This window comes from Streptomyces sp. x-80 (assembly GCF_046549095.1).
Classification (GTDB): Bacteria; Actinomycetota; Actinomycetes; order Streptomycetales; family Streptomycetaceae; genus Streptomyces; species Streptomyces celluloflavus.
Genome location: NZ_JAJPWM010000021.1, coordinates 78221 through 97097, shown reverse-complemented (window position 1 = coordinate 97097; position 18877 = coordinate 78221). Strand labels below are relative to the sequence as shown.

Annotated in this window: 16 protein-coding genes and 1 pseudogene; 9 read left to right on the top strand and 8 right to left on the bottom strand. The window is 73.0% G+C overall.

The window, feature by feature from the left end:
* The first annotated feature begins 3 nt into the window (after positions 1–3).
* Positions 4–1293 (top strand): citrate synthase, encoded by a 1290-nt coding sequence (locus tag ACLJWH_RS33380; protein WP_052860693.1) that lies wholly within the window; start codon positions 4–6, stop codon positions 1291–1293.
* A 569-nt stretch (positions 1294–1862) separates the two neighbouring features.
* Here ACLJWH_RS33380 and ACLJWH_RS33375 read toward each other — a convergent pair.
* Together ACLJWH_RS33375 and ACLJWH_RS33370 are read right to left on the bottom strand one after the other, a co-directional pair.
* Positions 1863–4112, bottom strand: coding sequence for a heavy metal translocating P-type ATPase (locus ACLJWH_RS33375; RefSeq protein WP_411145522.1), 2250 nt, complete (start codon positions 4110–4112; stop codon positions 1863–1865).
* 5 nt (positions 4113–4117) lie between these two features.
* On the bottom strand, positions 4118–4405 hold the full coding sequence (locus tag ACLJWH_RS33370) for a heavy-metal-associated domain-containing protein (RefSeq protein WP_411145521.1): 288 nt from the start codon (positions 4403–4405) through the stop codon (positions 4118–4120).
* A gap of 267 nt (positions 4406–4672) precedes the next feature.
* Between ACLJWH_RS33370 and ACLJWH_RS33365 the strand changes: the two genes are divergently transcribed.
* Positions 4673–5329, top strand: a complete 657-nt coding sequence (locus ACLJWH_RS33365; protein ID WP_411145520.1) for a DedA family protein — start codon at positions 4673–4675, stop codon at positions 5327–5329.
* Positions 5330–5463: 134 nt separating this feature from the next.
* A pseudogene (locus tag ACLJWH_RS33360) lies at positions 5464–6066 on the top strand (GNAT family N-acetyltransferase); the annotation flags it as partial.
* A 272-nt stretch (positions 6067–6338) separates the two neighbouring features.
* Here ACLJWH_RS33360 and ACLJWH_RS33355 read toward each other — a convergent pair.
* Positions 6339–7373 (bottom strand): Gfo/Idh/MocA family oxidoreductase, encoded by a 1035-nt coding sequence (locus ACLJWH_RS33355; protein ID WP_411145519.1) that lies wholly within the window; start codon positions 7371–7373, stop codon positions 6339–6341.
* Positions 7374–7679: 306 nt separating this feature from the next.
* Here ACLJWH_RS33355 and ACLJWH_RS33350 point away from each other — a divergent pair, with 306 nt between their 5' ends.
* Both ACLJWH_RS33350 and ACLJWH_RS33345 read left to right on the top strand, forming a co-directional pair.
* On the top strand, positions 7680–8723 hold the full coding sequence (locus ACLJWH_RS33350) for a LacI family DNA-binding transcriptional regulator (RefSeq protein WP_411145518.1): 1044 nt from the start codon (positions 7680–7682) through the stop codon (positions 8721–8723).
* A gap of 344 nt (positions 8724–9067) precedes the next feature.
* The gene (locus tag ACLJWH_RS33345) at positions 9068–9463 is read left to right on the top strand and encodes a DUF2267 domain-containing protein (RefSeq protein WP_411145517.1); all 396 of its coding nucleotides are present in this window, start codon (positions 9068–9070) and stop codon (positions 9461–9463) included.
* Between the two features lie 90 nt (positions 9464–9553).
* On the opposite strand, the gene ACLJWH_RS33340 is transcribed toward ACLJWH_RS33345, so the two are convergent.
* From ACLJWH_RS33340 to ACLJWH_RS33320, 5 genes are all read right to left on the bottom strand, one after another.
* A complete protein-coding gene (locus ACLJWH_RS33340; protein WP_411145516.1) occupies positions 9554–9760 on the bottom strand; it encodes a MerR family transcriptional regulator in 207 nt (68 codons plus the stop codon).
* Positions 9761–10016: 256 nt separating this feature from the next.
* Entirely contained in the window at positions 10017–11426 is a 1410-nt protein-coding gene (locus ACLJWH_RS33335; RefSeq protein WP_411145515.1) for a sugar porter family MFS transporter, read from the bottom strand.
* A 2-nt stretch (positions 11427–11428) separates the two neighbouring features.
* The gene (locus ACLJWH_RS33330) at positions 11429–11590 is read right to left on the bottom strand and encodes a hypothetical protein (protein WP_411145514.1); all 162 of its coding nucleotides are present in this window, start codon (positions 11588–11590) and stop codon (positions 11429–11431) included.
* A 101-nt stretch (positions 11591–11691) separates the two neighbouring features.
* Positions 11692–12714 carry a Gfo/Idh/MocA family protein gene (locus tag ACLJWH_RS33325; protein WP_411145513.1) on the bottom strand — a complete coding sequence of 341 codons (1023 nt, stop codon included), beginning with the start codon at positions 12712–12714 and terminating at the stop codon, positions 11692–11694.
* Positions 12715–12767: 53 nt separating this feature from the next.
* Positions 12768–13688 carry a sugar phosphate isomerase/epimerase family protein gene (locus ACLJWH_RS33320; protein ID WP_411145512.1) on the bottom strand — a complete coding sequence of 307 codons (921 nt, stop codon included), beginning with the start codon at positions 13686–13688 and terminating at the stop codon, positions 12768–12770.
* A 285-nt stretch (positions 13689–13973) separates the two neighbouring features.
* Between ACLJWH_RS33320 and iolC the strand changes: the two genes are divergently transcribed.
* The 4 genes from iolC to iolD all read left to right on the top strand — a co-directional run bounded on the left by iolC (position 13974) and on the right by iolD (position 18842).
* On the top strand, positions 13974–14966 hold the full coding sequence (gene iolC, locus ACLJWH_RS33315) for a 5-dehydro-2-deoxygluconokinase (protein WP_411145511.1): 993 nt from the start codon (positions 13974–13976) through the stop codon (positions 14964–14966).
* A gap of 106 nt (positions 14967–15072) precedes the next feature.
* On the top strand, positions 15073–15960 hold the full coding sequence (locus ACLJWH_RS33310; protein ID WP_411145510.1) for a deoxyribose-phosphate aldolase: 888 nt from the start codon (positions 15073–15075) through the stop codon (positions 15958–15960).
* 90 nt (positions 15961–16050) lie between these two features.
* A complete protein-coding gene (iolB, locus tag ACLJWH_RS33305) occupies positions 16051–16944 on the top strand; it encodes a 5-deoxy-glucuronate isomerase (RefSeq protein ID WP_411145509.1) in 894 nt (297 codons plus the stop codon).
* Entirely contained in the window at positions 16941–18842 is a 1902-nt protein-coding gene (iolD, locus tag ACLJWH_RS33300) for a 3D-(3,5/4)-trihydroxycyclohexane-1,2-dione acylhydrolase (decyclizing) (RefSeq protein ID WP_411145508.1), read from the top strand. Before iolB ends, iolD begins: the two co-directional genes overlap by 4 nt.
* Positions 18843–18877 lie beyond the last annotated feature (35 nt).

Genomic DNA, 18877 nt, shown 5'->3' with positions numbered 1-18877 from the left:
GACGTGAGCGACAACTCTGTAGTACTGCGTTACGGGGACGGCGAATACAGCTACCCGATTGTCGACAGCAGCGTCGGCGACAAGGGCTTCGACATCTCGAAGCTGCGCGCCCAGACCGGTCTGGTGACCCTGGATTCCGGTTACGGCAACACTGCCGCGTATAAATCCGCGATCACCTATCTGGACGGTGAGAACGGCATTCTTCGCTACCGCGGCTACCCGATCGAGCAGCTCGCAGAGCGCAGCACGTTCGTCGAGACCGCGTACCTGCTGATCAACGGTGAGCTGCCCACCGTTGACGAGCTGGCGAACTTCAAGCAGGACATCACCTACCACACCCTGCTGCACGAGGACGTCAAGCGCTTCTACGACGGCTTCCCCCGGGACGCCCACCCGATGGCGATGCTGTCGTCGGTCGTCAGCGCGCTGTCGACGTTCTACCAGGACAGCCACAACCCGTTCGACGAGCGGCAGCGGCACATCTCCACGATCCGGCTGCTGGCCAAGCTGCCCACGATCGCGGCGTACGCGTACAAGAAGTCCGTCGGTCACCCGGTCGTCTACCCGAGCAACGAGCTCGGCTACGTCGAGAACTTCCTGCGGATGACGTTCTCGGTGCCGGCCGCCGAGTTCGACCTCGACCCGGTCGTCGTCGGTGCCCTGGACAAGCTGCTGATCCTGCACGCGGACCACGAGCAGAACTGCTCCACCTCCACCGTGCGCCTGGTCGGCTCCTCGCAGGCGAACCTCTTCGCCTCGATCTCGGCCGGTATCAACGCGCTGTGGGGCCCGCTGCACGGCGGCGCCAACCAGTCGGTGCTGGAGATGCTGGAAGGCATCCAGCGCGACGGCGGCGATGTCGACGCCTTCATCCGCAAGGTGAAGAACAAGGAAGACGGCGTGAAGCTCATGGGCTTCGGGCACCGCGTCTACAAGAACTTCGACCCCCGGGCGAAGATCATCAAGGCGGCGGCGCACGACGTCCTGTCGGCCCTCGGCAAGTCCGACGAGCTGCTGGACATCGCCCTCAAGCTGGAGGAGCACGCGCTCTCCGACGACTACTTCGTCTCGCGCAAGCTCTACCCGAACGTCGACTTCTACACCGGCCTGATCTACCGGGCTATGGGCTTCCCGACCGAGATGTTCACCGTGCTCTTCGCGCTCGGCCGGCTGCCCGGCTGGATCGCCCAGTGGCACGAGATGATCAAGGAGCCCGGCTCCCGCATCGGCCGCCCGCGCCAGATCTACACCGGCGTCGTCGAGCGCGACTTCGTCCCGGTCGAGCAGCGCTGACGGCCTCGCGCCGAGCGCAGTGACCCCGGACCGGCCCCCGCCCCCTCGAAGGGACGGGGGCCGGTCGCGTACGGGGCCGTCGAGGGCCGACACTGCCGCGTCGGCCACGGCCTCGTACGGGCCGCCGGGAGCGCCGCCCACGGCCTTGTGCGGGCCGCCGGAAGTGTGGCGCAAACGAGAAGCGCCCCGCCTCCAGATCCCCCCACGGGTCCGGAGTGCGGGGCGCTTCCCTTGTCCCGGTTCGGATTCCCCCCACGGGATCCGTCCGGGCGTTCTGGGTTGCACCGCGCTCTGCCGGGACGCGCACATTCGGGAGGGCCGCTCAAAGCTCCCCGGGCGCGTCGCCCCGGCTACGCGTTGCCGAGCACGATCCCCCAAGATCGGCACGGCTTTGCAGTGCAAGCCCCGCCGGGGTGCCTGCACTGCCCGGTTAGACTCACGACCCCCCTCAATGGTTACGTTCGGATCTCTGTGATCTGGGTCTCCTGCCATAAGGGGGCGAATATGGTCAAGGGTTGCGATTTGCAGATCAAGGCTTTCCCGTATGGGTGTTGTGTCAGTTGTGAGAGCTATGTGAAAGCGCGCAGCCGCAGGCTGTTGGTGACCACAAAGACCGACGAGAAGGCCATCGCGGCGCCCGCGATCATCGGGTTGAGCAGTCCGGCCGCGGCCAGCGGGAGCGCCGCGACGTTGTAACCGAACGCCCAGCAGAGATTTCCCTTGATCGTGCCGAGGGTGGCGCGGGCGAGGCGGATGGCGTCGGCGGCGGCGCGGAGGTCGCCGCGGACGAGGGTGAGGTCGCCGGCTTCGATGGCGGCGTCGGTGCCGGTGCCCATGGCGAGTCCGAGGTCGGCGGTGGCGAGGGCGGCGGCGTCGTTGACGCCGTCGCCGACCATGGCGACGGAGCGGCCTTGGGCCTGGAGTCGTTGGATGACGGCGACTTTGTCCTCGGGGAGGACTTCGGCGATGACCTCGTCGATGCCGACCTCGGTGGCGACCGCTTGGGCCACGGCTTCGTTGTCGCCGGTGAGCAGGACCGGGGTGAGTCCGAGGGCGCGGAGCCGGTGGACGGCCTCGGCGCTGGTGGGCTTCACCGCGTCGGCGACCGCGAGCACCCCGCACGCCCGGCCGTCCCAGGCCACCACCACGGCGGTACGGCCCGCGACTTCGGCGGCCGCCAGCGCCGTCCGCAGCTCCGGCGGCAGCACGATCCCGGCCCCCTCGGCCAGCGCCGCCCGCCCGGCCAGTACCCGGTGCCCGGCCACGACGCCGCGGGCGCCCAGCCCCGGCACGTTCACGAACCCTTCCACCGGGGGCGGTTGGCCCACCCGCTCCGCCGCGCCCGCCGCGACGGCGCGGGCCACCGGATGCTCCGAGGCGTGCTCCAACGCCCCGGCCAGCCGCAGCAGTTCGCCCTCCGCGACACCGTCGGCGGCGGTGACCTCCGCCAGGCTCATCCGGCCGGTGGTGACCGTGCCGGTCTTGTCCAGCAGGACGGTGTCCACCCGCCGGGTCGACTCCAGTACCTCGGGCCCCTTGAGCAGGATGCCGAGCTGGGCGCCGCGGCCCGTACCGACCATCAGCGCGGTCGGCGTCGCGAGGCCCAGGGCACAGGGGCAGGCGATGATCAGGACGGCCACCGCGGCGGTGAACGACGCCGTCGCATCGCCGGTCGCCAGCAGCCGGCCGGCCAGTGTGCCGGCCGCGATCAGCAGCACCACCGGCACGAAGACCGCGGAGACCCGGTCCGCCAGCCGCTGCACCTCGGCCTTGCCGCTCTGGGCGGCCTCGACCAGCCGTGCCATCCGGGCGAGTTGGGTATCGCCGCCGACCCGGGTGGCCTCGATCTCCAGCCGCCCGGCGGCGTTCACCGTCGCCCCCGTGACCGGGTCGCCGGGGGCGACCTCGACCGGGACGGACTCGCCGGTGAGCATCGACGCGTCCACCGCGGAGGTGCCTGCCACGACCCGTCCGTCGGTGGCGATCTTCTCGCCGGGGCGTACGACGAACCGGTCGCCGACGCTCAGCTCCGCGGTGGGGACGCGGACTTCGCGGCCGTCGCGCAGTACGGCGACGTCCCTGGCGCCCAGTTCGAGCAGCGCCCGCAGCGCCGCGCCCGCCTTCCGCTTCGCACGCGCCTCCAGATAGCGGCCCAGCAGCAGAAAGACGGTCACCCCGGCCGCGACCTCCAGATAGATCGCCGAGGAACCCTCGGTACGCGAGACCGTCAGATCGAAGCCGTGCCGCATACCCGGCGCACCCGCGTCGCCGAGGAACAGCGCCCACAGGGACCAGCCGAACGCGGCGAGCGTCCCCAGGGACACGAGGGTGTCCATGGTGGCGGCGCCGCGCCGCACATGCGTCCAGGTGGCGCGGTGGAAGGGGTAACCGCCCCAGACGACGACCGGCGCGGCGAGGGTCAGCGACAGCCACTGCCAGTAGGTGAACTGGAGCGCGGGCACCATCGCCAGCACGATGACGGGCACGGCCAGTACGGCGCAGACCGCCAGCCGCTGCCGCAGGGCGCCGGTGGAGCCGTCGTCGTCGGCCGGTGGTGCGCCTGGGGCCGCGGCGGACGGTGCGGGCTCCGCGGGCGCGGGCGGACGCGCCGTGTAGCCGGTCTTCTCCACCGTGGCGATCAGGTCCGCGACCGAGACGCCGTCCCCGTAGGAGACCTTCGCCCGCTCCGTCGCGTAGTTGACGGCGGCGGTGACGCCCGGCATGCGGTTGAGCTTCTTCTCGACGCGCGCCGCGCACGAGGCGCAGGTCATCCCGCCGATGGCGAGTTCGACCCGCGCCTGCGTGCCGGAACCGGACATCGCGGTCAGGCCGCCTGGCCCACGAGCTCGTATCCCGCCTCGTCGACGGCCGCGCGCACGGCCTCGTCGTCGAGCGGGGCCTGCGACACGACGGTCACCAGGCCGGTCGCCGCCACGGCCTGCACCGAGCTGACCCCGGTGATCTCGGAGATCTCGGACGACACGGCGCCCTCGCAGTGACCACACGTCATACCGCTGACCTGGTAGGTGGTGGTCACCGCGCCCACCTGGACGTCGGTGTCGCCGGAGTGGCAGGAGTCTTCGGAGGTGCAGCAGGAGCTGTTCTCGGCCATGGGTCTCTCCTTGTGGTGCCGATGTGTTCCGTGTGATGTCGGTGTTGTACGAGGGGCTCCGGTGTCGCCCGGCGCTTCCCGATGCCTTCACTTTATACCCCTAGGGGGTATCAATCCAACCGTGCGCCGCCGCACCGCGCGCCGCCGCCGCACGACGCGCCGAGCGGTGCCCCGCCGGAGCGTGCCGGGCCGTACGCGTTGCCGTGCGCCGCGCCGCGCGTCAGCCTGGGGGGTACGGGCTCGGGGCGGATCCGAGGAGGCGGCCGGATGGACGCGTTCGCCCTGTACGGCCTGCTGGCGCTCACCACCCTGCCGCCGCTGGTCCCCAACTCCGCGCTGCTCGTCACCGCCGGTGTGCTCGCCTCCGAGGGGCATGCCTATCTCCCGCTGATCCTGCTGGTCGTCGCGGGCAGCGCCACGCTGGGTGACCTCCTTATGCACCTCGTCGCCCGGCGGTTCGGCGGCCCCGTACGGGCCTGGATGCTGCGCAGGCCCCGGCGCCGGGCGATGCTGGAGTGGACCCTGGTCCGGATCGAGCGCTACGGCCTGCCGTTCGTGATCGGTGTCCGGTTCCTGCCCAGCGGGCGGATCGCCGGTCCGCTGGCGGCCGGTGTGCTGCGCTATCCGGTCCGCAGGTACGCGCTCGGCGCCGCGTTCGCCGAGACGACGTGGGCGACGTACTCGATCGGCCTCGGCTACCTCGGCAGCGCCGCCGCGGGCGATCCGCTCTACGCCGCCGGGGTCGGTGTGGGCGTCTCCTGCATGGTCGCCGCGGTGGGCACGGCGATCCAGTGGACGGCCCGCCGCCGGTCCGCGCGGGTGCCGGGCGACGGGAGCGGCAAGGGCGGCAACGGGCCGGAGGGGCCGGCGGGGCCGGGGCAGCGGGCCTCCCGGGCGGCGGGCGCACTCGGCCGGTCCGGCTGATCGGGGTTCATGACGCGTGGCTGCGCAAACACCCGGCCGGAGGCCGTGGCCGGGCGTTTGCGCAGCTCGGCGGCGTTGTCAGTGGCTGCCCGTACTGTGCGGACAGGACGAGACGGGGGCGGGTGCAGACGCAGATGAAGCCGCAGCGGAAGACGCAGACGCAGGCAGAGGCAGAGGCGCAGGCGCAGACGAGGGCGGGGGTGGGTAGGCGGACGCCACCGCGGGTGCGGATCGAACCGTGGGATGCGGCCGGTCTCGATCTGCTGCGCAGGCTCAACGCACCGGAGATGACCGGGCATCTGGGCGGCCCGGAGACGGAGCGGCAACTGCTCGCGCGGCACCGGAGATATCTCGGCCTGGACGGGGCGGGGCAGATGTTCCGGGTCGTGCTGCTGCCGGACGGTGTGCCGGGGGATGACGGGGGCGAGCCGGGGGCCGTGGTGGGGTCGATCGGGTTCTGGGAGCTGACCCGGCAGGGTGCGGCGGCGTACGAGACGGGCTGGGGTGTGCTGCCCGAGTTCCAGGGCCGGGGCATCGCGGTGGCGGCCGCACGGGAGGTCATCGGGCGAGCGGGGGCCGAGGGGCGGCACCGCTATCTGCACGCGTTTCCTTCGGTGCACCACGCCGCGTCCAACGCCGTCTGCCGGAAGGCGGGATTCGAGCTCATGGGGGAGTGCGAGTTCGAGTATCCGAAGGGGTGTCTGATGCGGTCCCATGACTGGCGGCTGGATCTGACCGCCATATCCGGCATATCCGGGGTCGCGCCCGGCGGGGCCGCACCGTCCGGAGCCGCACCGTCCGAGGGCGCGTCCCCGGACGGGGGAGGGCGGGACGCGGCGGCCCGCGGCTGAGGATCGTGCCGGTCGGTCCCGGGGTGGCGCCGCGCGCGCCGACGCCGCCGAGGGGGCCCGGGAGACCCCCGCCGGCACCTCGGCGCACCTCGGCGCGCCGAGCGGTCCGACGTCGTGGCCGGGTGCCCGGCCGTGGCCGGTCAGGCGTCCGTGGCCGGTCAGGCGTCCGTGGTCGCGCCGCCGCCGGCCGCGGCGCGGATGTCCGCGACGGCGACCGGCTCGCCGGTCCGGCGGGAGCGCTCGCACGCCTCGGCGATGTACAGGGCCTCCAGCGCCTCGCCGGGCGAGCAGGGGCTCGGCGTACGGCCGGCGGCGACCTCGGTGAAGACGCCCAGTTCCGTGACGTACGCGTCGTGGAAGCGCTCCATGAACGTGGCGTACGGGGCCGCGGCGCGCTGCCAGGACAGTCCGGTCTCGGCCGACGGCAGCGGCGCGCGGTCGTCCAGGCCGACGATCCGGGCGCCCTCGGAGCCGCAGACCTCCAGCCGGACATCGTGGCCCGCGCCGTTGTAACGGGTCGCGGTGACGGTGGCCAGGGTGTCGTCGTCGAAGCGCAGCAGCGCCGCACAGGTGTCGACGTCATCGCCCGCGGCGAAGAAGGGCGCGCCACGGTTGGCGCCCTGGGCGTAGACCGAGACCACCTCGCGGCCGGTCAGCCAGCGGAGGATGTCGAAGTCGTGGATGCTGCAATCCCGGAACAGGCCGCCGGAGGTGGGGATGTACCCGGCGGGCGGCGGTGTCCGGTCGCTGGTGCAGGCGCGCAGGGTGTGCAGCCAGCCCAGCTCACCGGAGCGGAGCGCCGCGCGGGCGGCGCGGTAACCGGCGTCGAAGCGCCGCTGGAAACCGATCTGTACGGGGACGGTGCCGGCCTCGGCCCGCGCCACCACGTCGCGGGTGCCCGGTACGTCCAGGGCGACCGGCTTCTCGCAGAAGACCGGCACCCCGGCGTCCAGGGCCTGGTGGATGAGCGTGGCGTGGGCGCTGGTCGCGGCGGTGATCACCACGCCGTCCAGGCCGTCCGCGTACATCTCCTCGACGCTCGCGGCGGCGCGCACGCCGAGGGTGTCCGCCAGCGACGCGGCGCGCGCGGTGTCCGCGTCCGCGACGACGATGCCGGTGACGCCGGGGACGCCGCGGAGGGTCTCGGCGTGGAACGCGCCGATGCGCCCGGTGCCGATCAGGCCGATCTTCATGCCCGGTTCCTTTCCAGGGGGAGGTGAGGTGAGGGGAAGGCGGAGGGGAGGGGGTGTGCTCTGTCGCCGCGTGCGGGGGGGGCAGCAGGGCGGGGGCGGCGGGGCGGGAGCGGTGGGGCGGGAGCGGACGGACGCCGGGTGTGCTGGGAAGCATGCGCTTTGGAACGGTCCAACGCCGCCGTCCCGGCACCCTGCATGTCTGTATGTCCGTATGTCAACCCCCAGGGCGGCTCAGGTGGGCCGCCCTGGGGGTGTCACGCCGGCTCGCGTTGACGCCGGTCCGGTCAAATGGAAGGATTTCCGCCCATGGAACGGTCCAATGAACGGCCGAGCGCGGACCGGCCCCCGACGATCCGCGGTGTCGCCGAGCGCGCGGGCGTCTCGAAGTCGCTGGTCTCGCTGGTGTTGCAGGGCTCGCTGCGGGTCAGCGACGGCAAGCGGCAGGCCGTGCTGGACGCGATCCAGGAGCTGGGGTACCGCCCGAACGCCGCGGCCCGCAGCCTGGTGGCGCGCCGTACGCACACCGTCGGTGTGCTCCTCGACGACATGCGCAACCCCTGGTTCGTGGAGGTTCTCGACGGTCTGAACTCGCTGCTGCACGCGCACGGGCTGCGGATGCTGATGGCCGACGGACGGCTCGACCGGCGGGCCGGCCAGGGCTTCGCCCGCACCTTTCTGGAGCTGCGGGTGGACGGCATCGTCGTCGTCGGCACGCTGCCGGACAGTGCGGGCCTGGCCGAGGTCGCCGAGCGGCTGCCGACCGTGATCGCGGGCGACCACGGGCCCCGGCTGCCGCGGGTCGACATCGTCGCCAACGACGACGAGCGCGGCGCCCGGCTCGCCACCGAGCACCTCATCGGCCTCGGCCACACCCGGCTCGCCCATATCGCCGGGCAGGGGCTGGTGGGTGAGGCGCGCAGACGCGGTTTCGAGGCCGCCGTACGCGCGCACGGGCCGGGGCTGTCCGCCGTCGTGGAGACCGGGGACGGGACCGAGGAGGGCGGCTACCGCGCCGCCGTCCGCCTGCTGAACCCGGCGCGCGGCGGCGAGCGCCCCACCGCCCTCTTCGCGTTCAACGACATCTCGGGAGTCGGCGCACTGTCCGCCGCGGAGGAGCTGGGCCTGGCGGTGCCCGCCGACCTGTCCCTCGTCGGTTACGACAACACCTACCTCTCGCGCATCCGGCATCTCTGGCTGAACTCGGTGAACAACGCCAGTCACGAGGTGGGCCGCCGGGCCGCGCGCTGTCTGCTGGACCGGATGGAGCGGCCGGACGGGCCCGCCGCCCGCCAACTCGTCGCCCCGGAGCTGGAGATCAGGGGATCGACCGCCCCGCCGCGGACCGCCTAGGGTCGGCGGTCCGGGATGATGTTGAGCCGACCCTTGTCAACGTTGCGGCGGGGCGATATATAAGGAAATGGCCCGTTTGTAGTTGTATCTCGGGTGCGAGACGGCGGGATGCCGAGGCCGAGGCCGAGGCCGGTGCCGGTGCGGACGGTGCGGATCAGCCCCCCGTGGGGCGGCCGGTTCGCCGAGCGGATGCCGGATGCCGGATGCCGGATGCCGGGCGCCGCTGCCCGTCCGGCGGCCGTGCCGATGGGCGCCCGCCGCGTCGCCGCACCCGGCGGACGGCCGAGGGTGGGCGAGGAACCGGGAGCCGGGGACGGACACCGAAGAGTGAGGAGGGAGCGCCGATGACTCTGTCGTGGGACGCGTTCCTGGCCGCTGTGCAGGAGCGGGGTCAGTACCCTTCGCGGCGGGAGGCGGAGCGGGCGGCCCGTGTCGTGCTCGGCCTCCTGGGTGCGCACCTCGTGGGCGACGAGCGGGCGGAACTGGCCGCCCGGCTGCCCGCGACCTGTGTGCTGGTGCTGCTCAATCCGCTCCCCGCCGCCGAGCCGCTCGGCCCCGACCGTTTCGTGCGGGCGACCGCCGCGTGGATCGAGGGAGCCACCGAGGAGACCGCCGAGTGGGATGTCGGCGCCGTCCTCAGCGTCGTGGCCGAAGCCGCCGGCGAGGAACTCATGCGGCGCGTCCTGCTCCAGCTCCCTCCGGGCTATGACCTGCTCTTCGGCCATCCCCGGCAGATCTGACGCCCCGGCCACGCCGGCTGCCCCGCCGTCGGCCGCCCCGTCGGCGGGCGACGGCACGGGCGTACCCGCCGCACCCGGAGCGGGCTCGGTTCATTCCCGCCACCCGCGCCGTCCGCGGTTGCCGGGGCGGCGCGCCGCCCACGCGCGGACCGTGTCGGCGAACCAGTACGGCTTGCCGCCTTCCACCAGGTCCGGCTCCGGCAGCAGTCCGTGCTTGCGGTACGCGCGCACGGTGTCCGGCTGCACCTGGATGTGTGCGGCGATCTCCCTGTACGACCAGAGCCTGCGATCGGTCATCTCTGCGCACCTCCTGGAGCCGTGCGCAGGGCCGGTCCGAGGGGCCGGCGGGGTACCGCGTACGGCTTGGCGATCACTCAGACTGACCCGGTCGGCGGCGCCGGGTGAGCGGCGCGGAGAGCTGTCGACCGGCTGTGACGGAAGTCCCGTACAACGGTGACAGCCGTGACCGAGGCGGGACGGCCGGGGCGGTGCGGGGACGGCCGGGCGGTGGCCGGACCGCGGTGGCCGGGCCGGGGCCCGGCCCGGCGGGCCGTCAGCGCGGGGTGGCCGCCTTGCGCAGCTCGTGTTCGAGGTCCTCCAGGGCCAGGCCCTTGGTCTCCGGTGCGTACCGCTTGCAGAAGAACAGGGACAGGACGCACATCACGCCGAAGAACCAGAACGTGACGCTGGCACCGACCGCGTCGAGCAGCAGCGGGAAGACCAGTGCGACGGAGAAGTTGACCAGCCACATCACGAACACCGCGGCGCCCATGGCCAGTCCGCGCACCTTGAGCGGGAACATCTCGGCGAGCAGCAGCCAGACGCCGGTGTTGAGGGTGGCCTGCATGAAGGCCATGTAGAGGACCATCAGGCCGAGCACCAGATAGCTGACGGCCGTGGAGTGCGGCAGGTGGAAGGACGCGCCGAGCAGGGCCAGCGCGACCGTCATACCGGCCAGTCCGGAGATCAGCATGGGGCGCCGGCCGACCCGGTCGATCAGCGACATCCCGATCGCGGTGGCGATGACGGAGACGGCGCCGACGGCGATGGTGGCGGTGATCGCGGCATTGGTGCCCAGGCCGGTGGCGGCGAGGATCTTGGGCGCGAAGTAGATGACGGCGTTGACGCCGGTGATCTGCTGCACGATCGCCAGCCCGATGCCGACCAGCAGCAGCCGCCGCACCCACGGTGTCCGCAGCTCCTCCCAGGCGCCGCGGCGGGCGTCGGCCTCCAGTCCGCGGGCGTGGTCGATGCGGGCCAGTTCCCCGGCGACGTCCTCGGCGGGCAGGGTGCGGCGCAGCACCCGGGCCGCGTCGTCGGGCCGGCCCTTGCTGATGTACCAGCGCGGGGTGTCCGGCAGGAAGAACAGCCCGATGAAGAGCGCCACGGCGGGCAGCGCGGCCAGGCCCAGCATCCAGCGCCAGGCTTCCCAGTGCGCCAGGACGGCGTTGATGAGATACGCGAGCAGCTGACCGCTGACGATCATCAGGGAGTTGAAGGAGACCAGCCGGCCGCGGATGTGCGGGGGCGCGATCTCCGACAGGTACAGCGGGGTGATGACGGAGGCGCTGCCGACCGCGAGGCCGAGGACGAAGCGGGCCACGGTCATGAACGGTACGGAGGGGGCGAGGGCCACCGCGAGCGCGCCGCCGATGAACACGGCGCCCGCCCACAGCAGGGAGTTGCGCCGCCCCAGCGCGTCGGACATCCGGCCGCCGGCCAGCGAGCCGAAGGCCGCGCCGATCAGCAGCGCGCTGGTGATGACGCCCTCGCCCAGGGAGGTGAGGCCGAAGTGGCTCTCCATGAAGGGCAGGGCGCCGGAGATCACTCCGGTGTCGTAGCCGAAGAGGGCGCCGCCGAGGGCGGCGATGGCGGCGATGCCGACGATGAAGCGTCTGGCGCTGCGGGCCCGGGTGTTCCCGTGCGGGCCGGCGGGCGCCGCCTGGCTGGTCGGAGCGGCCATCGTCAGCTCCGGTTCGCGGTGACGCGGCGGCCGGTGGTCTCGCGCGGGAGGCGGGCGGTGGCCTCGGCATGGCCCTCCCGCCCGTGATCCGGCACGACGGCCGACGTGGGTGGTGCGAGCGGTATGGCGCGGTGGGACGGACAGAGGTCAGGGGTGGTGCGCATGGTGCGGGGGCCTTTCAGGGTGGTGACGAGGGGCGCCTTTCGCGGTGCGGCGGATGCGGCGGCTGTGGCGGCGTGGTGCGCGGCGATGCGGCGGTGCGGCCTCAGCGGTACAGCGCGGGGCGCTCGGCCAGCTCCACGGCGACGCGCTCACCGGTGGCCTGGGCGCGTACCCCGGCCTCGCAGACCGCGGCCGCCGCATAGCCGTCCCAGCAGCTGGGGCCCTCGACCGCACCGCGCCGGGTCGCGTCCACCCAGCGCTGTACCTGCCGGTCGTACGCCTCCTCGAAGCGCTCCACGAAGCCGGGGGTGATGGCGCCGCCCCAGTGGCCGGCGGTGTTCACGAAGACCCCGCGGTCGTCGCCGATCCGGGCGGTGCCGTCCTCGCAGACCGCCTCGCAGCTGACCTGGTAGCCGAAGCGGCAGTTGACGAACAGTTCGGTGTCCACGACGCGGCCGCCGGCGGTCTCGAAGAGGATCAGCTGCGGGTCGCTGAGGCCCTCGGGGGCGTGGCCGGTGGGGGCCGGGCGGAGCACCTGGACCGCGGTGATCTCCTCGTCCAGCAGCCAGCGGGTCACATCGATCTCGTGCACCACCGAGTCGTGGATCATCATCGCGTTGCTGAAGCCGGGCGGTGTGTCGGCGTTGCGGTGTTTGTTGTGCAGCATCAGCGGACGGCCGTAGACGCCGTTGTCCAGCAGGGATTTGAGGGTGAGGTAGTCGGCGTCGTAGCGGCGCATGAAGCCGACCTGGACGCGCCGGTGCCCGAGCGCGGTCTCGGCCGCGACGACGCGCAGCGCGGAGGCCGGGTCCGGGGTCAGCGGCTTCTCGCAGAGCACCGGCAGATCGCGCGCGAAGGCGGCGAGCAGCGCGTCCTCGTGGGCCGGGCCCGGCGAGGCGATCAGGACGGCGTCCACCCCGGGGTCGGCCATGGCGGCGGCCGGGTCGGTGTACGGGGTACACCCCTCGATGCCGTCCGCGAGGCGCTGGACGCGGTCCGCGTCGAGGTCGGCCACCGCCGCCACCCGGGCGCCGCTGATGACGTCGTTGATCCGGCGTACGTGGTCGGCGCCCATCCGGCCGGTGCCGATGACCGCTACGCCGAGGGATGTCTGGTGCTGGCTCATCCGTGTCTCTCCTGCTCCGTGAGTCCGTAGGTCCGTAAGAAGGGGCGGGGGTGTCAGGCGCCGCAGGAGCGCAGGAAGCGCCGGGTGCGTTCGGCGATGGGGAACGGCTGGTCGGGCGGGCAGGGGTACATGTCCTGCTCGACGATGGCGAAGAGATCGACGTCCAGCTCCTGGGCGGCCTCCAGGACGGGCGGCAGGTCGGGCACGCCGAGCGGCGGTTCGCACATCACGCCCTGCTGGACGGCCGGTCCGAAGGGCGTGCCCTTGGCGACGACGTCGGCGAGGATCTCCGGGTCGACCTGCTTGAGGTGCAGGTAGCCGATCCGTTCGCCGTAGGTGCGCAGGAGTTTGACGCTGTCGCCGCCGCAGTAGGCGTAGTGGCCGGTGTCCAGGCAGAGGCCGACCAGGTCGGCGTCGGTGCCGTCGAGGAACCGCGCGACGTGCTCCTCGGTGTCGATATGGGTGTCGGCGTGCGGGTGGACGACGATGTCCAGGCCGAACTCGTCCCGGACCCGCTCGCCCAGCCGCTCCATACCGGTGGTCAGGTGCCGCCACTGCTCGGTGGTCAGTTCGCGCGGTTCGAGCTCCTCGGCGGTCTTGTCGTCGCGCCAGAAGGAGGGGATGACGACGAGGTGGCCCGCGCCCATCGCCTGGGTGAGGGTGGCGACTTCCGAGACATGGGCCCAGGTCTTGTCCCAGACGGCCGGGCCCTGGTGCAGGGAGGTGAAGACCGTGCCGGCCGAGACCCTGAGCTGCCGGCGGGCGATCTCGTCGCGCAGCACGGCGGGGTCGGTGGGCAGGTAGCCGTACGGGCCCAGTTCGATCCACTCGTAGCCGGCCTGGGCGACCTCGTCGAGGAAGCGCTGCCAGGGGACCTGCCGCTCGTCCTCGGGGAACCAGACCCCCCAGGAGTCGGGGGCGGAACCGACGCGGATTCGGTCCAGAACGGGCGCAACGGCACGGGGTGCGGACATGCTGCGGCTCTCCTCTCGCCGGTCGGCGGTGACCGGGAGGCGCTGGGGCGGGGTGTGTGGGGCACAGCCTCGCTGCCGCCCTCAAGAGTGTCAAGACTTCGTCCTGACATAAGGACTTAAGGACTTTGTGACCCAGAGGTCGGCCTGGCAGGGTTCCCTCACTTTCCCCACTCGACGTCAGAATGTAAGGACAAACTATTGACAGGGTCTGACCCTCTTCGTTAGACCTGTGCTCAGAACCGAACCCGCCGAACCCGCCGCGCCGGCCGAACCGAAGGGGCGCACATGACCGAGCCGTACGACCTGATCACGATGGGCCGCATCGGAGTGGACATCTACCCGCTCCAGACCGGCGTGCCGCTGGCCCGGGTGGATACCTTCGGGAAGTTCCTCGGCGGCTCGGCCACCAATGTCGCGGTCGCCGCGGCCCGGCTCGGCCGCCGCACCGCCGTCATCAGCCGCACCGGCCGCGACCCGTTCGGCGACTACATCCACCAGGCCCTGCGCGAGTTCGGCGTGGACGACCGCTGGGTGACCCCGGTGGACGCCTACCCGACCCCGGTCACCTTCTGCGAGATCTTCCCGCCGGACGACTTCCCGCTCTACTTCTACCGCCGCCCCAAGGCCCCCGACCTGGTCATCCGCCCCGAGGAACTGGACCAGGACGCCATCCGGGCCGCCCGCGTCTTCTGGATCACCGGTACCGGACTGTGCGAGGAGCCCAGCAGATCCGCCACCCTCGCCGCGCTGGCCGCCCGCGCCAAGTCCGGCCCCACCGTCTTCGACCTCGACTGGCGGCCGATGTTCTGGGGCGGCGAGGGCGGCGCCTCCAAGGACGGCGGCGCGTCCGGCGCCGCGGCGATGGCCACCGCCCGCCCGTACTACGAGGCCGCCCTCGCCCACGCCACGGTCGCGGTCGGCAACATCGACGAGGCCGAGGTCGCCACCGGACTGCGCGACCCCCGGGCCTGCGCCGAGGCGCTGCTGGCGCGGGGCGTCGAGCTCGCCGTCATCAAACAGGGCCCCAAGGGCGTGCTCGCCGTCCACCGCGACGGCCGCACCGCCGAGGTCCCGCCCACCCCCGTCGAGGTCGTCAACGGCCTGGGCGCCGGTGACTCGTTCGGCGGCTCGCTCTGCCACGGTCTGCTCAGCGGCTGGGACCTGGAGCCGATGATGCGGTACGCCAACGCGGCCGGCGCCATCGTCGCCTCCCGGCTCGCCTGCTCGTCCGCGATGCCGACCGCCGCCGAGGTCGACGCCTTCCTCGCGGACCGGTGACGCCCATGACCGCCCCCGCCCCCCTCGCCGTCCGGGCCTCCGCCGCCCCACCCGTCGCACCTGCCGCCCCCGGCGTACCTGTGCACTCAAGAAGGTGAGTTACGCCTTGACCACTCGGATCAGTGACCTCGCGACGCTGCGGGCCCGGCACCCCGAAGCCGTCGCGGAGGCCGCCGCCCGGCGCGCCCGCCGCCCGCTCCTCGGCGCCGGTGGCCGGCTGATGATCATCGCCGCCGACCACCCCGCCCGCGGCGCGCTCGCCGTCGGCGACCGGCAGCTCGCCATGGCCAACCGTGTCGACCTGCTCGAACGCCTCGTCCTGGCGTTGTCGCGGCCCGGTGTGGACGGCGTCCTCGCCACCGCCGACATCCTGGAGGACCTGCTGCTGCTCGGCGCCCTGGAGGGCAAGGTCGTCATGGGCTCCATGAACCGCGGCGGCATCGCCGGCGCCGCCTTCGAGATGGACGACCGGTTCACCGGCTACCGCCCCCAGGACATCGCCCGGCTCCGCTTCGACGCGGGCAAGCTCCTGCTGCGCATCGACTACGCCGACCCCGGCTCGCTGACCACCCTGGAGGCCACCGCCCGTGCCATCGACGCGATGGCCGAACGCGAACTGCCCACCTTCGTCGAACCGTTCCTCTCCCGCCGGATCGACGGCAAGGTACGCAACGACCTGAGCGCCGCGGCCGTCACCCGCTCCGTCGCCATCGCCTCCGGCCTCGGCGGCACCTCCGCGTACACCTGGCTCAAGCTGCCGGTCACCGACGACCCCGACGCGATGGCCCGGGTCTGTGAGACCTCGACCCTGCCGACCGTGCTGCTCGGCGGCGACATCGGCACCACCGTCCAGGCCCAGGAAGCCGCCTACGAGAAATGGCGCAAGGCGCTGCGGCTGCCCACCGTGCACGGACTGGTCGTCGGCCGCTCCCTCCTCTACCCGGCCGACGGCGATGTGACGGCCGCCGTGGACACCGCCGTGGGACTGCTGTGACCACCGGCCGCCGCGCGAGTACCGGCCGGACCGCGGTACCGGCCGGCACACCCACCGCCACCACCGTGACCCCGCAGGAGACTGGGCACCATGAGCACTGAATTCCACCTGAAGGCCGGCGCGGCGGCGCGCGACGCGTACGCCCTGGACATCGACCCCGCACGGGCCGGCTGGGGCCACTCCGCGCTGCGCGTCCTCGACCTGCCGGCCGGCGGTCACCACTCCTTCGCCACCGGCGACAGCGAATGGATCGTGCTGCCGCTGGCCGGCGGCTGCACCGTGCGGACCGACAGCGGCGAGACCTTCGAACTCACCGGCCGCGAGAGCGTGTTCAGCGGCGTCACCGACTTCGCCTACGTACCGCGCGACGCGCAGGTGCGGATCGACAGCGGCGCCGGCGGCCGGTTCGCGCTCACCGGCGCCCGCTGCGAGCGGCGGCTGCCCGCCCGCTACGGCCCCGCCCACGAGGTCCCCGTCGAACTGCGCGGCGCCGGCCACTGCTCCCGCCAGGTCAACAACTTCGCCGCGGCCGGTGCCTTCGAGTGCGACAAACTCATCGCGGTCGAGGTGCTCACCCCCGGCGGCAACTGGTCGTCCTACCCGCCGCACAAGCACGACGAGTGCCGGCCCGGCGAGGAGTCCGAACTGGAGGAGATCTACTACTTCGAGATCGCCGCCGCGCACGGCACGGACGGCGTCGGCTACCAGCGCGTCAGCCCCTCGGGCCACGGCCGCGGTACCGACGTCCTCGCCGAGGTCCGCACCGGCGACGCCGTCCTGATCCCCGACGGCTGGCACGGCCCGTCCATCGCCGCCCCCGGCCACACCCTGTACTACCTCAACGTCATGGCCGGGCCCGGTACGGACCGGGAGTGGCTGATCTGCGACCACCCCGACCACGGCTGGATCCGCGGCACCTGGCCCGACCAGCCCGTCGACCCCCGCCTCCCCCTCTACGAAGCGCCCGCAGGAGACGCCCGATGACCGCGAAGCCCCCGCCCGGCCCGTCCCGCACCCGCCGGCTGACCGTCGCCCAGGCACTGGTGGAGTTCCTCGCCCACCAGTACACCGAGCGGGACGGCCGCCGCCACCGCCTGATCAACGCCTGCTGGGGCATCTTCGGCCACGGCAACGTCGCCGGCATCGGCCAGGCCCTGCTGGAGTCCCAGGACGCGCTGCCCTACCTCCAGGGCCGCAACGAGCAGGCCATGGTGCACGCCGCCGTCGGCTACGCCCGGCAGTCCGACCGGCTGAGCGCGCACGCCGTCACCACCTCCATCGGCCCCGGCGCCACCAACCTCGTCACCGGCGCCGCCCTGGCCACCGTCAACCGCCTCCCGGTCCTGCTGCTGCCCGGCGACGCCTTCGCCACCCGGCCCGCCGACCCCGTCCTCCAGCAGCTCGAAGTTCCCTACGCGGGCGATGTATCGGTCAACGACGCGCTGCGCCCGGTCTCCCGCTACTTCGACCGGGTGCACCGCCCCGAGGCGCTGATCCCGGCCGCCCTCCAGGCCATGCGCGTCCTCGCCGACCCCGTCGAGACCGGCGCGGTCACCCTCGCCCTGCCGCAGGACGTCCAGGCCGAGGCGTACGACTGGCCCGAGGAGTTCTTCGCCGACCGCGTCTGGCGGATCGCCCGGCCCGCCCCGGACCCCGACGCCCTCGCCGCCGCGGTCCACGCCCTGCGCACCGCCCGCCGGCCGCTGCTGATCGCGGGCGGCGGCGTCCACCACAGCGAGGCCGAGGACGCGCTGCGCGCCTTCGCCGACCGCACCGGCATCCCCGTCGCGTCCACCCAGGCCGGCAAGGGCTCGCTGCGCCACGACCACCCCGCCGACATCGGCGGCATCGGCCACACCGGCACCGCCACCGCCGCCGCGCTCGCCCGCGAGGCCGACCTGGTCCTCGGCGTCGGCACCCGCTACACCGACTTCACCACCGCCTCCGCCACCCTCTTCGCCGCGCCCGAGGTGCGCTTCGTCAACCTCAACATCGCCTCCTTCGACTCCCACAAGCTCGGCGCGCACGCCCTGGTGGCCGATGCGCGGGCCGGTCTCGAAGCCCTCACCGAAGCGCTGTCCGGCCATCGCGTCGAGGCGGCGTACGAGGCGGGCTACCGCACGGCGAAGGCCGACTGGGAGGCCCGGGTGGACGCCGCCTACGCCGCCGACGACGCGAGCGCGCGCCCCTCCCAGACCCAGGTCCTCGGCGCCCTGGACGCGCTCGTCGACGACACCGACATCCTCCTCAACGCAGCCGGCTCCCTCCCCGCCGACCTGCACAAACTCTGGCGCGCCCGGTCCCGCAGGCAGTACCACCTCGAATACGGCTACTCCTGCATGGGCTACGAGATCCCCGCCGCGATCGGCGTCCGGCTCGCCGCCCCCGACCGGCCGGTGTGGGCGCTGGTCGGCGACGGTACGTATCTGATGAACCCCACCGAGATCGTCACCGCGGTCCAGGAGGGCGTCAACATCAACCTCGTCCTCATCCAGAACCACGGCTACGCCTCCATCGGCGGGCTCTCCCAGCAGACCGGCGGCGAACGCTTCGGCACCGACTACCGCTTCCGCGCCGCGGACGGTACGTACACCGGCGCGCCGCTGCCCGTCGATCTCGCCGCCAACGCCGCCTCGCTCGGCATGGAGGTGCTGCGCGCCGCCACCGTCGGCGAGCTGCGCGCCGCACTCGCCACGGCGCGCGCCACGAACCGGCCCACATGTGTCTATGTCGAGACCGAAACGGCTGACACTGTGCCGGGCGCGCCGGGCGCCCAAGCCTGGTGGGATGTACCCGTTGCCGAGACCGCGACGCGGCCGGCGGCGGTCGCCGCCCGCGCGGTGTACGACCGGCACGCCGCCGGCCGCCGCCGCCACCTCTGACCCGAGCTCGTTGTCGTCACCCAGAAAGGCCCCCG